12 protein-coding genes and 1 pseudogene are annotated in these 17,096 nt (G+C 65.4%); 11 read left to right on the top strand and 2 right to left on the bottom strand.

Annotation, left to right across the window (positions count from 1 at the left end):
* Positions 1-396: 396 nt before the first annotated feature.
* From ACFFJ7_RS12490 to ACFFJ7_RS12470, 5 genes are all read left to right on the top strand, one after another.
* Complete coding sequence (locus ACFFJ7_RS12490; protein WP_377592712.1) at positions 397-1,137, top strand: SIR2 family NAD-dependent protein deacylase; 741 nt, start codon at positions 397-399, stop codon at positions 1,135-1,137.
* Positions 1,134-1,874 carry a lipoyl(octanoyl) transferase LipB gene (gene lipB, locus ACFFJ7_RS12485; RefSeq protein ID WP_377592710.1) on the top strand — a complete coding sequence of 247 codons (741 nt, stop codon included), beginning with the start codon at positions 1,134-1,136 and terminating at the stop codon, positions 1,872-1,874. Before ACFFJ7_RS12490 ends, lipB begins: the two co-directional genes overlap by 4 nt.
* 25 nt (positions 1,875-1,899) lie before the next feature.
* Complete coding sequence (locus ACFFJ7_RS12480) at positions 1,900-2,316, top strand: DUF1489 family protein (RefSeq protein ID WP_377592708.1); 417 nt, start codon at positions 1,900-1,902, stop codon at positions 2,314-2,316.
* Between the two features lie 105 nt (positions 2,317-2,421).
* Positions 2,422-2,718, top strand: a complete 297-nt coding sequence (locus tag ACFFJ7_RS12475) for a hypothetical protein (protein WP_166950716.1) — start codon at positions 2,422-2,424, stop codon at positions 2,716-2,718.
* Positions 2,719-2,772: 54 nt separating this feature from the next.
* Positions 2,773-3,261, top strand: a complete 489-nt coding sequence (locus ACFFJ7_RS12470; RefSeq protein WP_166950718.1) for a DnaJ domain-containing protein — start codon at positions 2,773-2,775, stop codon at positions 3,259-3,261.
* Between the two features lie 87 nt (positions 3,262-3,348).
* On the opposite strand, the gene ACFFJ7_RS12465 is transcribed toward ACFFJ7_RS12470, so the two are convergent.
* Positions 3,349-4,878 carry a D-alanyl-D-alanine carboxypeptidase gene (locus ACFFJ7_RS12465; RefSeq protein ID WP_377592705.1) on the bottom strand — a complete coding sequence of 510 codons (1,530 nt, stop codon included), beginning with the start codon at positions 4,876-4,878 and terminating at the stop codon, positions 3,349-3,351.
* Between the two features lie 356 nt (positions 4,879-5,234).
* Between ACFFJ7_RS12465 and ACFFJ7_RS12460 the strand changes: the two genes are divergently transcribed.
* From ACFFJ7_RS12460 to ACFFJ7_RS12445, 4 genes and pseudogenes are all read left to right on the top strand, one after another.
* Positions 5,235-5,576, top strand: coding sequence for a phasin family protein (locus ACFFJ7_RS12460; RefSeq protein WP_377593029.1), 342 nt, complete (start codon positions 5,235-5,237; stop codon positions 5,574-5,576).
* A gap of 461 nt (positions 5,577-6,037) precedes the next feature.
* Positions 6,038-6,373, top strand: coding sequence for an ATP-dependent Clp protease adapter ClpS (clpS, locus tag ACFFJ7_RS12455; RefSeq protein ID WP_246225223.1), 336 nt, complete (start codon positions 6,038-6,040; stop codon positions 6,371-6,373).
* 30 nt (positions 6,374-6,403) lie between these two features.
* Positions 6,404-8,762 (top strand): annotated as a pseudogene (gene clpA, locus ACFFJ7_RS12450) (ATP-dependent Clp protease ATP-binding subunit ClpA); the annotation flags it as partial.
* Between the two features lie 281 nt (positions 8,763-9,043).
* Positions 9,044-9,226 carry a hypothetical protein gene (locus ACFFJ7_RS12445; protein ID WP_166950726.1) on the top strand — a complete coding sequence of 61 codons (183 nt, stop codon included), beginning with the start codon at positions 9,044-9,046 and terminating at the stop codon, positions 9,224-9,226.
* A 298-nt stretch (positions 9,227-9,524) separates the two neighbouring features.
* Here the strand turns inward: ACFFJ7_RS12445 and ACFFJ7_RS12440 are convergent, their stop codons facing one another.
* Entirely contained in the window at positions 9,525-12,026 is a 2,502-nt protein-coding gene (locus tag ACFFJ7_RS12440) for an Rne/Rng family ribonuclease (RefSeq protein WP_377592703.1), read from the bottom strand.
* Between the two features lie 997 nt (positions 12,027-13,023).
* Here ACFFJ7_RS12440 and ACFFJ7_RS12435 point away from each other — a divergent pair.
* Entirely contained in the window at positions 13,024-14,379 is a 1,356-nt protein-coding gene (locus ACFFJ7_RS12435) for an N-acetylmuramoyl-L-alanine amidase (RefSeq protein ID WP_377592701.1), read from the top strand.
* 194 nt (positions 14,380-14,573) lie between these two features.
* Entirely contained in the window at positions 14,574-16,997 is a 2,424-nt protein-coding gene (locus tag ACFFJ7_RS12430; protein ID WP_377592699.1) for a penicillin-binding protein 1A, read from the top strand.
* Positions 16,998-17,096: the final 99 nt, after the last annotated feature.

Raw genomic sequence — 17,096 nt, 5'->3', positions numbered from 1 at the left:
CGAAGGAGCATGTCCTCCCGAAGTGGGCTTGGATGTAACAGAACGTTTCAGCTTCCACAAGCCCCTTGCGGCATCTCGCGCCGGACGATTCACATTGCCTGTGGGCAACTTTGCCGTGCCCGCCGCGCGGGGGGCGGCAAAAAGGTTTGCCGGATATGGCGGCGAGGCCGCCGGGGGCCTATATTACGGTCACGAACGCGCTTCGGGAAAACGAATTGCCTTCATTTCGAGGCGCGCGGGCAAAGGCGGGAATCAGCCGGCTGATTCGACAGGGCCATTACGCGCCGGCGGGATTTCGCTTTATGTCCGGCTGCAATCGTTCAAATGTAGGATGACGCGGTCGGCGGCGGGAATCGGGCCGGAGACGGCGGAGAATCAATGTATCAAGAGCAGGTCATGATGAGCGAGCATTCCGATGAGGGCCCGCGTCTCCCGAGGCTGGTGGTGTTTTCGGGCGCCGGCATCAGCGCCGAGTCCGGTATCGCGACCTTTCGGGACGCCGACGGGCTCTGGCACGGGCACGATCCGCGCGACGTCGCCAATTTCGATACGTGGCGGCAGAATCATGCACTCGTCCACGCATTTTACAATCATCGGCGGACGGAACTCGGCAAGGTGGCGCCCAACCCCGCCCATGCGGCGGTCGCCACGTGGGAAAAGGACTTTCCCGGCCGGGTGCTGAACATCACGCAGAACATCGATGATCTATTCGAACGCGCCGGGGTGGAGAGCACGGTGCATCTGCACGGCTTCCTGCGCAACCTGCGCAACACGCGCACCGGGGAATTGCGCGACATCGGCTACACGAGCTTCGACCCCACCGGCGATCCGCAGCGCGTGATCAAGCCGGACGTGGTCTTCTTCGGCGAACTGGCGCCGAACTACCGGCTGCTGGGCGAACTCGCCGCAAGCCTTGACGAAAACGACACGGTGATCAGCATCGGCAGTTCGGGCGCCGTGGTCAGTATCGACGGCCTCGTGGAGGCGACCGGCGTCTTCGGCATCCTGAACGTGCTGGACAACGTCGTGGGCGCGATCGACGAGCGTGTCTGGCACGAGCGCTTCTTCGAGCCGGCGACGCGCGCCGTCGAACGCATCGATGAGATCGTGCGCGAGCGCATGCAGGAGAAGCCATGACTGCGTCGTCCTTGCCCGTCGCGCGCGGCGACCTCGTGGACAGGCTGCTGCCCGCGCCCGGCGCGTCGCCCGTCGAATGGATCGTCACCGACACGCCGGTGCCTTACGAGACGGCGATGGCACTGATGGAAACGCGCGTCGCGGCCATCGCGGACGGCAAGGCCGGCGAATGCGTGTGGCTGCTGGAGCATCCGCCGCTCTACACCGCCGGCACCTCCGCCAAGCCGGAGGACCTCGTCGACCGGCGCTTCCCCGTGTTCCGGACAGGCAGGGGCGGGCAGTTCACCTATCACGGCCCGGGCCAGCGGGTGGCCTATGTCATGCTCGACCTCCACCGCCGCACGCCCAGCCCGCAGACGCCGGATCTGCGCCGTTTCGTGGCTTGCCTTGAAAGCTGGCTGATCGCGACGCTCGATGCGTTCAACGTGCGCGGGGAGCGGCGGGAAGACCGTGTCGGCGTCTGGGTCAGGCGGCCCGAGATGGGCGACGGCGCGGAAGACAAGATCGCCGCCATCGGCATCCGCGTGCGCCGCTGGGTGGCGTTTCACGGCATCAGCCTCAACGTGGAGCCCGACCTGTCGCATTATCAGGGCATCGTGCCTTGCGGCATTCGGGGACATGGCGTCACCAGCCTGGTCGATCTCGGCCTGCCCGTCACGCTCGCCGACGCCGACGTGGCCCTGCGCGCGGCGTTCGAGGATATTTTCGGCGAGACGGTTTCGGGACTCCAGCCATGACGGTTCTTGTAGCGGGAGCGCCCGCATGAGCGGGCTGCATCTCATCAAGCTGTGCGTGGGCGTCGATTCGGTCGCCGAACTCGTGGCCTGGAACGCGCAGCATGAGGGCCGCGAGAGCGGCCACACCACGCGCATGACGCCGAAACGGAACGACGAACTGCTCGACGGCGGATCGCTGTACTGGGTGATCAAGGGCCAGATCGCCTGTCGACAGCGGCTGCTGGAGTTGCGCCCGGTGCGCGGCGAAGACGGCGTATCGCGCTGCCGCCTCGTGCTGGACGGCACGATCGTGCCGGTGGTGCCGCGGCCGTATCGTGCGTTTCAGGGCTGGCGCTATCTTGAAGCGAAGGATGCGCCGCCCGATCTGGAGGAAAGCTCCGGCGCCGTCGCCGCCATGCCCGAGGAGATGAAGCGCGAACTCGCGGCGCTCGGCCTGATCTGAGCCCGGCGCCCGTTGCGTTCACGCCCGTACGTTTTAGCCCATACGTTTCGCTTGGACGCCGGATGCTTTATGATGGCGGCAACGCAGGAGGATCGTTTGAAAAGAGTGACGACCTTGTTGACCGGCGCACCCGTGCTTCTGGTGCTGGTTGCCGGTTGCGCCTTCGCACAGCCGGCGGGGAATGCCGGGCGCTGCATCGCTGTGGGCGGTGAAACACCAGCCGGCGCTGGCGCCGATTGTCGCGGCGGGCCGCTGAAGCCGGGCGATCCGCGCTTTGGCAAGCCGCAGGTGCCGCAGTCGGCGCAACGCGCGGGGCCGCCGGGGCAGACGTTCCAGATCGGCGGCAGCAGCGTGACGCTTTCCGGCTCCGTGCGGGTCGAGGGTGTATATTCTTCCCGCTGACGGTGACCGGCACGCGGAAGACGCCCGTTTCCCCAATCATTGATGGTATGGCGTATGATCTACCTTCTTGGAGGAATTCTTGCCGTCAGCCTGCTCTGGTGGGTGGGGAAGAACTATGCCGACGCCGATCCCCGGCAGATGGCGGCGCTTGTCCGCAAGATCGGCGGCTGGGGCCTCATCGCCTTCGCTGCACTGCTGCTGCTGCGCGGGCGGATAGACCTCGCCGTGCTCATGGGCGGCGCGGGCTGGTGGCTGGTGCAGGGAAACCGCCTAGATGCGTATCTGAACAGCCGCTTTTCCCTTGGGCGAAAAAACGCTGAGGGAAACGCGCACGCGGGGCCGGTCGAGCGCACGCGGCCGGGCGAGATGTCCGAAAAGGAGGCTCTTGAGATACTCGGCCTTCACCCGGGGGCGACCGAGACGCAGATTCGCGAAGCCCACCGGAATCTGATGAAGAAACTGCACCCCGACCAAGGGGGCACGAACTACCTTGCCATGCGGGTCAATCAGGCCAAGGACGTCTTGTTGAACCGACATCGCTGATGGCTCCGCTTTCGGATTGATCATCGGGTGGATAACCTGGAAGCGACGTCGCCGCTTCCGCTATGGCAGCAACCTTGGCCCGAAGGCTCAGCCGGGCGTCGCGAAGCAGTCGAACCCGCTGCGCTTCAGCGTCTTGCATGCGGCCTGCGCGCCTTCGGGGTCGAAGCCGGAGAAGCGCGCCCTGAACAGCGTGACGTTGCCGCGCACGACCTTTTCGGTGAACGGCGATGCATTGGCCAGCAGGCCGCGCGACTTGCTCTTCGCCTGCTGCAGGATGTGGTGGGCCTTGTCCTCGTCGGCAGATGCGCCAAGCTGGATGATCCAGCCGGGAGCGCGCGCGGCGGACGCCGCAGCCGGCTGTGCCGGCGCCTCGACGGCGGGAGTGGCGGCGAGCTTGGCCAGCGCCTTCTTTTCCAGCGTCCGGTCGGGTTGGACGGAAGCGAGCGTCACCGTTGCCTCCGCAGGCCGGGGCGCGGGCGCCGGAGCGTCCGCATACGCGAGCGCGCCGCTGGTCGAGGATTGCGCGGCGGGGCCGGAAGAGGGCGTCACCGTCGCGCCCGAGGCCGAGGCGACGACCGGGCGGATGTTGGACAGGTCGATCGGCTTGCCGATCTGCAGCGGCACCGTATTGGAAAGGGGCTGGGACGGCGGCACATAGACCGGCTCGGCGCTGGCCACCCGGACAGGCGCCTCGACATTGCGGGCGCTGGGTGCCTCGACGACGAGCGCCGTCCGGCGGCGGCCGGTGGAGGCGTCCGGCAGGGACTGTGCCAGCAGGACTTCCATGCGTTGATCGCGCTGCGCGCCGGAGCGCCCGCCCAGAACCGTGGCCACCACGTGACGGCTGTCCGTGCGCAGGGACGTCAGCAGGTTGAAGCCGGATGCCCGCGTATAGCCAGTCTTGATGCCGTCGACGCCCTCGACGCGGCCGAGCAGGCGGTTGTGATTGCCGATCGACCGGCTGCCGTAGTTGAAGGTCCGCGTGCCGAAATAGGCATAGTAGCGGGGGAAGCGGTCCTGGATAGCGCGTCCGAGGATCGTGAGATCGCGGGCGGTCGTGATGTTCGGCGGGTTAGCCGGCAGGCCATGCGGATTGCGGAACGTCGTCCTGCTCATGCCGAGCGCGCGCGCCTTCTGGGTCATCATGCGGGCGAAGTCGGCCTCGGTCCCGGCGATGTTTTCGGCGATGACCATCGAGACGTCATTCGCGGAGAGCGTGACGAGCGACTTGATGGCGTCCTCGACACGGATGGTGCTGCCCGCCCTCACGCCAAGCTTTGTCGGCGGCTGGGAGGCGGCGTATTTCGTGACCCGCAGGCGAGTGTCGAGATTGAAATTCCCGCTCTCAAGCTGCTCGAAAAGCAGATAGAGCGTCATCACCTTGGTGATGGATGCCGGGATGCGCGGGGCGTCCTCGTTTTCCGCGAACAGCGTCCGGCCAGTCTTGACGTCGACGACCATCGCCGCAGATGGAGGCGCATAGGCGGGCGCATGGCTCCTGCGCTGCGCAGCATCGGCGGAACTGGCCGCCCCAACGACAACGGCAGCCGCCAGACCAGCCGCTCCCGAAATCTCAAGAATGCGATGACGATTCCCCACAACGCAACCCCAGATCATAGCCGCCGCCCCTTCATCACACCTTGCAGCACTCACAGTTCTGTGCCTTCCGGCTTACACGCCCGAGAGCGCGTCGCCCGGCCGGCACAGTCAACAACCCTAAAGGGACGCGGTTACGGAGCCGTTAATTCCACGACGGTTCCGGGTGAACTTATTTTGCACCGCACAATAATGCTTGACAGCTTTTGTGCAGTGCACATATATTGACGGCGTTCGATATGCTCAGATGGGCAGGTAACGGTTTGGCCTTGGGAACGGCATGTCGGGAAGGGAACCGGTGCGGGCGATTCTCCCGCAGCGATCCCATGTATAATGAAATCCGGGCGGACGCCGGTCCGCGCTCAAGGAGATACATGATGGCTGCGCAGTACGAAGACGTTCAGAAGTTCGGCAAGGAACAGATCGACAGCTCGCTCAAGGCGTTCGGCGCCTTCTCCAAGGGTCTGCAGGGCATCGCCGCCGAGCTGGCCGACTACACCAAGCGTTCCTTCGAGGAAGGCACGAGCGTGCTTGAGAAGCTCGCTGCCGCGAAGACGCTCGACAAGGCTCTCGAAATCCAGACCGAATACGCGCGTACCGCGTATGAGAACTTCGTCGCCGAAACCACCCGCATCGGCGAACTCTACACCGACCTGACCCGCGAGGCCTTCAAGCCCTACGAGGGCGCTTTCGCCCGCAGCCAGTCGCAGTCGCACTGACGATACCGTCGGTCGGGAAGGGCTGACGCCCGTCCGCCGCGCAGGCCGTTTTGCGGCATGCGGTCGGGGCGGGTGTTGTGCCCTGCGTTCAGTAATATGTGAAAAAGCCCGGCGATGCGGGCTTTTTTGCTTTCTGGCGGCGCGGATGTTCCTGCTCGCCGCCCGGCAGCGACGACCTGAAAGCTTTGTGACTGAATTATTGCATGGGGGACTGGCGTGGAGGTGCAACCGCGATTAGATTGTGCAGGGTGAGGAATTCGACGCGCCGCAGCAGCGGCCGGGGATGTGATCGGGCAGTGACGCAGTCAGGAACGACGGGGGCGAGCGGGGTGCTCCAGGCAGCAGAACATCCGGGCATATTGCCCGCATTTCCGACTGCTTGCCGGAAAGCGGCGTCTGGTGTTGCCGGCATGGCGACAAAAGGGCGTTCCGCGGACGGGCATAGCCGCGCGGTGTGGCATATGGCGGACAAGCCGTCGCGAACGGTCTCCATTCCCGAAGGGCCGGGGACCACGCTGCTGACGCGCACCCGGACCCGCACGAAGCGGCCGAGCATGTATCGCGTATTGCTGCTTAACGACGACTACACGCCAATGGAGTTCGTCGTACATGTACTCGAACGGTTTTTCAACAAGAACAAAGAAGATGCCACGCGCATCATGCTGCACGTCCACCAGACGGGCGTCGGCGAATGCGGCATCTTCACCTACGAGGTCGCCGAGACCAAAGTGACTCAGGTTATGGACTTCTCACGCAAACACCAGCATCCTCTCCAATGCGTCATGGAGAAGAAATAGGGCCCACCCAGCCGGAGAAAGGATTTTCCCTTGCCGACATTCTCCCGCAGCCTTGAACAGGCCCTGCATCGTGCCTTGGCTTTCGCCAACGAGCGCCGCCATGAATACGCCACGCTCGAACACCTGCTGCTCGCGCTGGTGGACGATCAGGACGCAGCGGCCGTGATGCGGGCCTGCAACGTCGACATCGAGGCGCTGCGGCGCAATCTCATCGATTATGTCGACGGTGAACTCACAAATCTGGTCGTTTCCGGACGTGAGGATTCGAAACCGACAGCGGGCTTCCAGCGCGTCATTCAGCGCGCGGTCATCCACGTCCAATCATCCGGGCGGGAAGAGGTGACCGGCGCCAACGTGCTCGTGGCGATTTTCGCCGAGCGCGAGAGCCACGCCGCGTATTTCCTGCAGGAGCAGGACATGACGCGCTATGACGCCGTCAACTACATCAGCCACGGCATCGCCAAGCGTCCCGGCGTCGCGGAATCGCGCCCGCCGCGCGGCGCCGACGAGGAGGCGGAAACGAATTCTCCCAGCAACGAGGAAACCGAGGTTCGCGCCAAGAAAAAGGGCGATGCCCTCGATGCTTACTGCATAAACCTCAACAAGAAGGCGAAGGAAGGCCGTATCGATCCGCTGATCGGCCGCGCCAGCGAAATACAGCGCACCATCCAGGTGCTGTGCAGGCGGCAGAAGAACAATCCGCTGCTCGTCGGCGACCCCGGCGTGGGCAAGACGGCCATCGCCGAGGGGCTGGCGCGCAAGATCGTGACCGGCGAGGTGCCGGACGTGCTGAAGGACGCGACGGTGTTCTCGCTCGACATGGGCACGCTGCTCGCCGGCACGCGCTACCGCGGCGACTTCGAGGAGCGCCTGAAGCAGGTGATGAAGGAAATCGAGGCGCACCCGAACGCCATCGTTTTCATCGACGAAATCCACACCGTCATCGGCGCGGGCGCTACATCCGGCGGGGCGATGGATGCATCGAATCTGCTGAAGCCGGCGCTCGCCTCCGGGACGCTGCGCTGCATCGGCTCGACGACCTACAAGGAATATCGCCAGTATTTCGAGAAGGACAGAGCGCTGGTGCGCCGCTTCCAGAAGATCGACGTCAACGAGCCTAGCGTGCCGGACACGATCGAGATCGTGAAGGGTCTGAAGCCCTATTTCGAGGACTTCCACAAGCTACGGTACACGAACGAGGCCATCAAGGCTGCTGTGGAGCTTTCGGCGCGCTACATCCACGACCGCAAGCTGCCGGACAAGGCCATCGATGTCATCGACGAGAGCGGCGCCTCCCAGGCGCTGCTGCCGGCAAGCCGGCGCAAGAAGACTATCGGTATCCGGGAGATCGAGGCGACGATCGCGACCATGGCGCGGATTCCGCCGAAGACGGTGTCGAAGAACGATGCCGAGGTTCTGGCGCATCTGAAGGAAACGCTGGAGCGGGTGGTCTACGGGCAGGATGCGGCCATCGAGGCGTTGTCGGCGGCGATCAAGCTGGCGCGCGCCGGGCTGCGCGACGGCGAGAAGCCCATCGGCAGCTACCTGTTCGCCGGCCCCACCGGCGTCGGCAAGACGGAGGTCGCGCGCCAGCTCGCGCACGCGCTTGGCGTGGAACTTCTGCGTTTCGACATGTCGGAATACATGGAGCGGCACACCATTTCGCGGCTCATCGGCGCGCCGCCCGGCTATGTCGGCTTCGACCAGGGCGGTCTGCTGACGGACGGCGTCGACCAGCACCCCCATTGCGTGTTGCTGCTGGACGAAATCGAGAAGGCGCATCCCGATCTCTACAACATCCTGCTGCAGGTGATGGACCACGGCAAGCTGACCGACCATAACGGCAAGCAGGTCGATTTCCGCAACGTGATCCTGATCATGACGACGAACGCCGGTGCGGCGGATCTGGCGAAGCAGGCCTTCGGCTTCACGCGCACGCGCCGCGAGGGTGACGATACCGATGCGATTTCGAAGCTGTTCACGCCCGAGTTCCGCAACCGTCTCGACGCCGTGATCTCCTTCGGCCACCTGCCGAGGGAGGTGATCGCCAAGGTCGTCGACAAGTTCGTGATCCAGCTTGAGGCCCAGCTGGCCGACCGCAACGTCACCATCGAGCTGACAGACGAGGCACGCGACTGGCTGGTCGAGAACGGCTACGACGAGTCCATGGGCGCGCGTCCGCTCGGCCGCCTGATCCAGACGACGATCAAGACGCCGCTTGCCGACGCCGTCCTGTTCGGCCTGCTCAGGAATGGCGGGGCCGTGCGTGTCGTGGTGGTGAGCGACGAAACGGGCAGGAAGTCGCTCGCACTCGACTATCCGCAGGGCCCGGTCACGCCCCAGCCGGAGAAGGACGTCGCGGGCTCGCGCCGGAAGCGCGGCAAGCCGGACGAATCCGGCGGTGCCGACGACGGACCCGACGGCGACGATGGTGGGCCGGACGATCCGGACAAGGATGGCGCGGGTGCGGCGGAAGGTCAGCGCGCCGGCAGTTCCACGCCGAAATCCGGGACGGACGCTCCTTCCAAGTCCGGCGCCGCCAGGCCGCGCCGCTCCCGCAAGACTGTCGAGGCGGAGGAGAAAAAAGCAGGAGACAAGAAGGCAGGTGCGAAGGTATCAACGCCTGTCAGCATCGTCCCCAAGGTTCCTCTGCCACGGAGTTGAGTTTTCATGTCGACCTGGTTTGAACGCAGACGCGATCGGGCGCGGCGGCGCCGGCACTTCGAGGAAGTCGCCGCATGGGTCATCCTGCCGTTGATCGTCGTGATCGGCTGGGTCGTTGGTCAGCAGGTATATTCTGAACTGGAGGAGCCGATTTCGGCCTTTCTTCAGAACATTGATCGCGAGCGGTGAGCGTGCGGGCAAATCCCGCCGTTCACACGCTCTCGAACCGCATGACTGTATAACTTCCGTAATTACGGGAGCAGATCGTGCCTCGCCGCGAGGCATTTCTGTTGGGCATGCCCGCAGGATCGCGTAACAGGCGACAGATATCGATAAATGTAACATGGCGGCGCGGGATATGGCGCTGGCATTCGGCAGTGCACCGGGGAGTTCGCGCGGCGGCTGCCGAGCCGTATGGCGGTGTAAACCTGCAATCGTCCCGACAGGCAATCGCCTGTCGGGATTTCTGTTTCGGCAAGCTGCGCGCTTACCGCCGCGACCACCAGCCCGACCGTTTCGGCCTTGTGTCGTCATCGGACGGCGCTGCCTCCGAAGCTTCCGCCGCGTCGGCTTCCGTTTCCGGCGTAACAGACTCAGCCGGGTCGTGACCATTGCCCTCGACAGCAGGCGCAGGGACGGGCGCGGCGTCATCCGCCTCATGCTGCGGAAACGGCGCTTCCTCAGGCGACGCGGGCTCGTCGCCTTCCACGTCCTCTGCTTCGCCGGCCGTTGCATCAACCGTCGTCTCGGCTTCCGCCTCCGTCTCGGCAGACGGCACCGGAAGGGCCGGGGCAGCAATCGTCTCCTCATCTTCGACGCGGAGCGCCTCAGCCGGAACTTCTTCCGCCAGCGGCTCTATCTGCGCGACCGCCTCATCGCCCTCATCCTCCGCGAAGGAATCATCCTGCGCGGACGTATCCTGCTCGGCCCCGCCAGCAGTCTGTCCGCCTTCCTCGCCGCCGCGTCCGCCACGCCGGCGGCGCCGACGGCGCCGACGCCGGTTTCCGGCTTCGCCCTCGGCCCCGGAAGCCTCCTGCGTCAGCTTCTCGTCGGCCGTTTCTGTCTCGTCGTCACCATCGCTCTCGTTCTCGCCGGGGGGGATATCCGCATCGCTGTCGGACACCTCCGGCTCCTCATGCGGGCTCTCGACCGCTTCGTTCCACCGGCCGGCGGGCTCGGCCACCGGACGCGCCTGCACCGCAGCGGGCTCGCCCTGCGGCTCGGGACGGATGACAGCCTCGCCGCGCTCCAGCGCGTAGTAGTTGACGCCGGTGAAGTTGACGTCGTCGGCCAGAATCGAGATGGCCACGCCGAAGCGGGTCTCAAACTCACGCAGGTGGAGGCGCTTCTGGTTGAGCACGTAGAGCGCGACCTCGGTGCGTGTCCGTACCTCGATGTCGTAGCCGGCGTTCTTGATCAGCGCTTCTTCGATGGCGCGCAGGATATGCAGCGCGATGGAGGGCGTCGCGCGCACGAAACCGGTGCCGGCGCAGTGGGGGCAGGGCACCGACGAGCTTTCCAGCACGCCCGTGCGGATGCGCTGGCGCGACATCTCCAGCAGGCCGAAGGCGGAAATCCGCCCCACCTGGATGCGCGCCCGGTCATTCTTCAGGCAGTCCTTGAGCTTCTTCTCGACATTGCGGACGTTGCGCCTGTCCTCCATGTCGATGAAGTCGATGACGATGAGCCCGGCAAGGTCACGCAGGCGCAACTGGCGCGCAACTTCCTCCGCCGCCTCCAGATTGGTGCGATACGCGGTGTCCTCGATGTTGTGCTCGCGCGTCGAACGACCGGAGTTGACGTCGATCGAGACGAGCGCCTCGGTCGGGTTGATGACGATGTAGCCGCCGGATTTCAGTGTCACCTGGCTGGAGAACATGGCATCGAGCTGACCCTCGACGCCGTGGCGGGCGAACAGCGGCTGGATGTCCTTGTACGGCTGCACGGCCTTCGCATGGCTCGGCATGAGCATGCGCATGAAGTCCTTGGCCTCGCGATAGCCGTCGTCCCCGGCCACCAGAATTTCGTCGATGTCCTTGTTGTAAAGGTCGCGGATGGCGCGCTTGATCAGCGAACCTTCCTCGTAGACCAGCGCGGGCGCGCTCGACCGCAGCGTCAACTCGCGCACGCTCTCCCACAGGCGCAGCAGATACTCGAAATCGCGCCGGATCTCGGCCTTGGTGCGCGCGGCGCCGGCCGTGCGCACGATTACGCCCATGCCATCCGGCACCTCAAGTTCCTGCGCGATGGCCTTGAGGCGCTTGCGGTCCGGGATATTCGTGATCTTGCGGGAGATGCCGCCGCCGCGCGCGGTGTTGGGCATCAGCACGGAGTAGCGGCCGGCCAGCGACAGGTAGGTCGTCAGCGCCGCGCCCTTGTTGCCGCGCTCCTCCTTCACGACCTGGATCAGCAGCACCTGGCGGCGCTTGATGACCTCCTGGATCTTGTATTGACGGCGCAGCGGACGCTGGCGGCGGTCCGACACCTCCTCCAGCGCGTCGGAAGCACCGCCGACGTGCTCGACGTGGTCTTCGTCACCGTTGCCGTTGTTGTCGTTATTCCCGTCCGTCTCGGCGTCGCCCTCGTCCCGACCGCCGTTCTCGTCGTCGGCGGTGACGGAGGCGCCCTCGTCGGCGTGTTTCGCCCCACCGCGGCGGCTGCGGCCCCCGGAGCGCTCGTCGTCGCGGTCGAGGTCGCGCTCGGCGCGAGCCTCCTCGTCGAGCAGCGCCTGACGGTCGGCAACCGGAATCTGGTAATAGTCGGGATGGATTTCGCTGAAGGCGAGGAACCCGTGCCTGTTGCCGCCGTATTCGACGAACGCAGCCTGAAGCGAAGGCTCCACACGGGTGACCTTGGCGAGATAAATATTGCCGCGCAGCTGTTTACGATTGGCGGACTCGAAATCGAACTCTTCTACCTTGTTTCCACGGACCACGACAACCCGGGTTTCCTCCGGGTGCGAGGCATCGATAAGCATCTTGTTAGCCATGTTGAACTCTCGAAAGGGCGCCCGCAGCCGAACGCAGCAACGGCCGTCGGCGGACCGCCGGAGACGCAGCCACGCCAGAAGGCCGGCCGCGTTCCACGGGTTGCATGTCGCTGGAGCGCAGAAGCGCCGGAACAACGCCGGCGCGCAGGGCGAATAGGAATGATGGAGCGGGGAAATCGCCCGAAACCCGGTTGACCGGCACGGTCCATGCCTTCAGCGAAAGCATGGGCGGCGCGGAAAACCCGCACGGGACCGGCTTGGGGACGCACGATCGACGGGCGAGGCGGCAGGGACATCGACGACGGCTGTGCCGCAGAAAAAACCGTGCAGCCCGCATGCCGGCGACACAGGTTCCGCGGTGCAATCTCAAGCCTGTCGATCAAAGCCTGTTCCAAAAACGTGCGCCCGCCCGGGAAACCCGGCAGCGGACAATATCCAATACAACCTTTTCAGGCAGCGTCCGCCCCCGCCGCTATACGATCGGGACAACGGCCGCCGCCGCGAGGCGACGCGATGGAGCGCCGGGATTGACGGATCGCACCCGTCGGCCGGCGAGGACCGCGGCACGGCGCGACGAGGCAAAACCTCTCGCGCCCATGCGACGAATCACGGACTCCGCTGATCCAGGCCACGACGGTCGTCAAACGACGGCCGCACAAGAATTTTCGCGCATGGGCCACCGCGTTGGCGGGGCGGGCAGGCGAGGGTGCTGGCTGTCGCTGCGTTCGCCCTATGGGGGGAACGACGCATGACGATGCCGAAACCGGATCATCTTCATTACAGAACGGAATTGCCATTTGGCAAGCGTTATGCGTGACATGGGTCAATTATGTTCGGCATCCGTGTCATGCATCGGCGGGATGCGTATTGCTGCCGGGTGTGACATGCGTCACACGAAATGTTGATTGCGGTGCGGTAAAAAGAGATTAACCATCCTCCCATTATGCTGTCGAAAGCGAATGGCCCGAACAGCAGCTAACGTGAAGAGCGGCAGCGTATGGAATCCCGGCACGGCATCGACATCCCGGCGTGCAAGTCTCGCCCGTGCACACCCGGCGTTGGCGCGTTCTGCCTGCACGCGCTTCGCGCCTGCCTTCTCGCGCTTGCCCTGTTCGTGCCGGCGGGCCTCTCCGTCGGCGCAGCCGGCGCGCAGGATCGGCCGTCCGGCGAGGTGATCCGGGCAGTCGCCATTGACCTCTCGGGAAACCGGGAGAAATCGCGGATCGTGCTGACCCTGTCTGCGCCCGTGGAGGCGCGGGCGTTCCTGCTGGAGCGGCCGGACCGCGTCATCATCGACCTGCCGCAGGTCGCGTTCAGCATGCCGGGTGATTCGCACGCCGACGGACGCAGGAAGGCTGCGGGTCTCGTGGCATCCTTCCGCTACGGGCTGTTCGCGCAGGGGCGTTCGCGCATCGTGATCGATCTCAAGGAGCCGGCGCTGGTGACGCAGGTCGTCAGCGAACCGGTTGCCAAGGGAGCGACGCTTACCATCGAATTGTCCCGCGCGGACCGTGCCGCCTACAGCCGCGCGGCGATGCAGCCGATGGTCGAGGCGGCGGCGGCTCTCTCGGCGGCGGAGAACGCGCGCGCGGCGGCCGCGCGTGCGTCGGCAGGGGCGGATGCGTCGGCCGATCGGCGCGACGATCGCCCCCTCATCATGATCGATCCCGGGCACGGTGGCGTCGATCCCGGCGCCATCCGCAAGGGCGTTCAGGAAAAGGATCTTGTGCTGGCCTTCGCGCAACGCCTGCAGGACAAGATCCGCACGGGCGGGCGCTACCGCGTGCAGCTCACCCGCAGCGACGACAGCTTCGTCTCGCTGCGCGGGCGCGTGCGGATCGCACGTGAGGCCGGAGCGGACCTGTTCATCTCCGTCCACGCTGATTCGCTCGGCGGCGGCGGTAACGACAGCGTGCGTGGGGCGACCGTCTACACCAGCTCCAGCATTCCGACGGACGCTGAATCGGCGCAACTCGCGGCGAAGGAAAACCTCGCCGACCAGATCGCTGGCGTCGAGGTTGCGGAGGAGGCCGACGACGTCGTCGGCATTCTCGCCGAACTGACCCGGCGCGAGACGCAGACACTCTCCCACATCTTCGCCGAGCGCACGATCGAGACGCTGCGCGCGCAGGTGCGTCTCAACCGCAATCCGCAGCGGTCGGCGGGTTTCCATGTGCTGAAAGCGCCTGATGTGCCTTCGGTCCTGCTGGAACTCGGCTATCTGTCGAGCGAGCAGGACGTGGCGTTGCTCACCTCCGACGCCTGGCAGGAAAAGACGGTCAGCGCGCTGGTCTCGGCCATCGACCGCTTCTTCGCCCGGCGCATCGCCGAACAGGGGCGGGACAAGGGCTGAGCGCGTCCGGGGCACCTGCTGTCGATGCCGTAAAGACACATAACCTTCAAATGCCCCGGAACGGGTGTTTTCCTGAACTGCATCTTCATGATAAAGGCATATATTAAAGACAACGTGTGTTTCCGGCTAGGGCCGGACGGTGGTGGTGCGGTTTTCCAGGATCGTTTTCCTGATTTGGGCGACAGGCCTTACATATGAGATTTCTGCTTCGGTTCGTCGGGTTTGCGTTTGCCGCCCTCGCGCTGCTGTTCGTGGGCGGCGCGGCGGTCGTCGGCTTTTTCATCTGGAAGTACTCCCAGGACCTGCCCGACTATTCGCAACTGGCCAACTACCAGCCGCCCGTCACGACGCGCGTGCACGCGGGGGACGGCAGCCTGCTCGCCGAGTACTCGCGCGAGCGCCGGCTGTACCTTCCCATTTCCGCGACGCCGAAGCTGCTGATCGACGCCTTCCTTTCGGCTGAGGACAAGAGCTTCTACAAGCACGCTGGTGTCGATCCGGAAGGCATCGTGCGCGCGTTTGTCTCGAACCTGCGCAGCGGAGGGCGCCCGCAAGGCGCTTCCACCATAACCCAGCAGGTGGCGAAGAACTTCCTGTTGAGCAGCGAGCGCAGCTACGACCGCAAGATTCGCGAGATACTGGTCGCCCAGCGCATGGAGAGCGTCTACTCGAAGGACAGGATCCTTGAGCTTTATCTCAACGAGATATATCTCGGCATGGGCAACTACGGTATTGCCGCCGCCGCGCTGAACTATTTCAACAAGTCCGTCAACGAACTCACGCTGCCGGAAGTCGCCTATCTCGCCGCGCTGCCCAAGGGGCCGAACAATTACAACCCCTACACGCGCAACCAGGCGGCCGTCGACCGCCGCAACTGGGTGCTCGACCGGATGGCCGAGAACGGCTACATCACCGCCGCCGACGCGGCTGCCGCCAAGGCGACGCTCCTCAAGCCGACGCCGCGTGCGCTCTCGCCCAATACGTACGTCGCGGGTTATTTCGCGGAGGAGGTCCGCCGTCAGCTCGCCGAACGCTACGGTGAGAAGGAACTCTACGAGGGCGGCCTGTCGGTGCGTACCACGCTCGATCCCAAGCTGCAGGCTACCGCCCGCAAGGTGCTGACGGACGGGCTCGTGCGCTATGACGAGGTGCGCGGCTGGCGCGGTGCGGACGACAGGATCGACCTTGACGGGGACTGGGGCGAGGCGCTCGCCAGGAAGCCCCGGCTCGGGGACGTCAGGCCGTGGGAACTCGCCGTGGTGCTTGCCGTCGACAGCCAGAACGCGCGCATCGGGCTGCAGCCTGGGGTCGATCCGGGCGGGCGGGTGGATTCCGAGCGGCGCACGGGCGTGATCACGGCCGAGGGCGTGCGCTGGACGCGCCGGCGCCTCGGGCAGGTGCTGTCGGTGGGGGAACTCGTTTATGTCGAGCCCATCGCTGGGCGGCAGAACAGCTACCGCTTGCGGCAACTGCCGGAGATTTCCGGCGCCATCGTGGCGCTGGACCCGGCGACAGGGCGCGTTTTCGCCATGGTCGGCGGCTTCTCCTTCGACCAGAGCGAGTTCAACCGCGCCATCCAGGCACTTCGGCAGCCGGGCTCGGCCTACAAGCCCTTCGTCTATGCGACGGCAATCGACAATGGCTATACGCCGTCGAGCATCGTGGTCGACGGCCCCATCGAGATCGATCAGGGGCCGGGCATCGGCATCTGGCGTCCGGAAAACTACGAGAAGCGCTTCGCCGGCCCGCGCACGCTGCGATACGGCCTCGAACGCTCGAAGAATCTCATGACCGTGCGTCTGGCGCGCGATATCGGCATGCCGCTGATCATCGAGTACACCAAGCGCTTCGGCATCATGGACGACATGCCGGCGATGCTGTCGATGTCGCTCGGCGCGGGTGAGACGACGGTGCTGCGTCTGACGGCGGCCTATGCCATGTTCGTCAACGGCGGCCGCCACATCCGCCCGACGCTGATCGACCGTATTCAGGATCGCTGGGGCAAGACGCTGTTCCGCCACGACCAGCGCACCTGCGATACCTGCGCCGCCGACCGCTGGCACGGCCAGGCCGAACCCGCGCTCGTCGACAACAGCGAGCAGGTGCTCGACCCGCTCACCGCCTACCAGATCGTCTCGATGCTGGAGGGCGTCGTGGAGCGCGGGACCGGGCGCCTCGTCGCCGAGGTCGGCAAGCCGCTCGCCGGCAAGACCGGCACGACGAACGACGCCAAGGACGTGTGGTTCGTCGGCTTTTCGCCCGATCTCGCAGTGGGCGTTTACATGGGTTACGACCGTCCGCGCTCGCTCGGCGCCAAGGCGCAGGCGGCAACCTACGCCGCGCCGATGTTCCGCGACTTCATGAAGATCGCGCTGGAGGACAAGCCTGCGACGCCGTTCCGCGTGCCGGCGGGCATCAAGCTGATCCGCGTTGACGCGGCCACTGGCAGGCGGACTTCCGGCAGCGGCAACGGCGTCATCCTGGAGGCGTTCAAGCCCGGTACCTCGCCGCCCGACACGGTTGTTTCCAGCAACGCGCAGAAGGCGCCGGCAGCGTCCGCTCCGCCGCCGCAGGCCGCACCGCCGGCCGGCGGGTTTGCCGCGGGCGGCCTCTACTGACGCCGTCGCATTTACACGCCACCATTTACATTGCACCACGGGACGGTTATGTCCCGTGTTCGCATTCTCTTCAGACAGTTCGTTTGCCGTTATCAGGAA

This window comes from Pseudochelatococcus lubricantis (genome assembly GCF_042432495.1).
Taxonomy (GTDB): domain Bacteria; phylum Pseudomonadota; class Alphaproteobacteria; order Rhizobiales; family Beijerinckiaceae; genus Pseudochelatococcus; species Pseudochelatococcus lubricantis.
This window is presented reverse-complemented; position numbering and strand designations above follow the sequence as displayed.

Bases quoted from the DNA above. Each gene is read 5' to 3' on its own strand.
- ACFFJ7_RS12490 (WP_377592712.1), top strand. From the start codon at position 397: ATGATGAGCGAGCATTCCGATGAGGGCCCGCGTCTCCCGAGGCTGGTG.
- lipB (WP_377592710.1), top strand. From the start codon at position 1,134: ATGACTGCGTCGTCCTTGCCCGTCGCGCGCGGCGACCTCGTGGACAGG.
- ACFFJ7_RS12480 (WP_377592708.1), top strand. From the start codon at position 1,900: ATGAGCGGGCTGCATCTCATCAAGCTGTGCGTGGGCGTCGATTCGGTC.
- ACFFJ7_RS12470 (WP_166950718.1), top strand. From the start codon at position 2,773: ATGATCTACCTTCTTGGAGGAATTCTTGCCGTCAGCCTGCTCTGGTGG.
- ACFFJ7_RS12465 (WP_377592705.1), bottom strand. From the start codon at position 4,878: ATGATCTGGGGTTGCGTTGTGGGGAATCGTCATCGCATTCTTGAGATT.
- ACFFJ7_RS12460 (WP_377593029.1), top strand. From the start codon at position 5,235: ATGGCTGCGCAGTACGAAGACGTTCAGAAGTTCGGCAAGGAACAGATC.
- clpS (WP_246225223.1), top strand. From the start codon at position 6,038: ATGGCGGACAAGCCGTCGCGAACGGTCTCCATTCCCGAAGGGCCGGGG.
- ACFFJ7_RS12445 (WP_166950726.1), top strand. From the start codon at position 9,044: ATGTCGACCTGGTTTGAACGCAGACGCGATCGGGCGCGGCGGCGCCGG.
- ACFFJ7_RS12440 (WP_377592703.1), bottom strand. From the start codon at position 12,026: ATGGCTAACAAGATGCTTATCGATGCCTCGCACCCGGAGGAAACCCGG.
- ACFFJ7_RS12435 (WP_377592701.1), top strand. From the start codon at position 13,024: ATGGAATCCCGGCACGGCATCGACATCCCGGCGTGCAAGTCTCGCCCG.
- ACFFJ7_RS12430 (WP_377592699.1), top strand. From the start codon at position 14,574: ATGAGATTTCTGCTTCGGTTCGTCGGGTTTGCGTTTGCCGCCCTCGCG.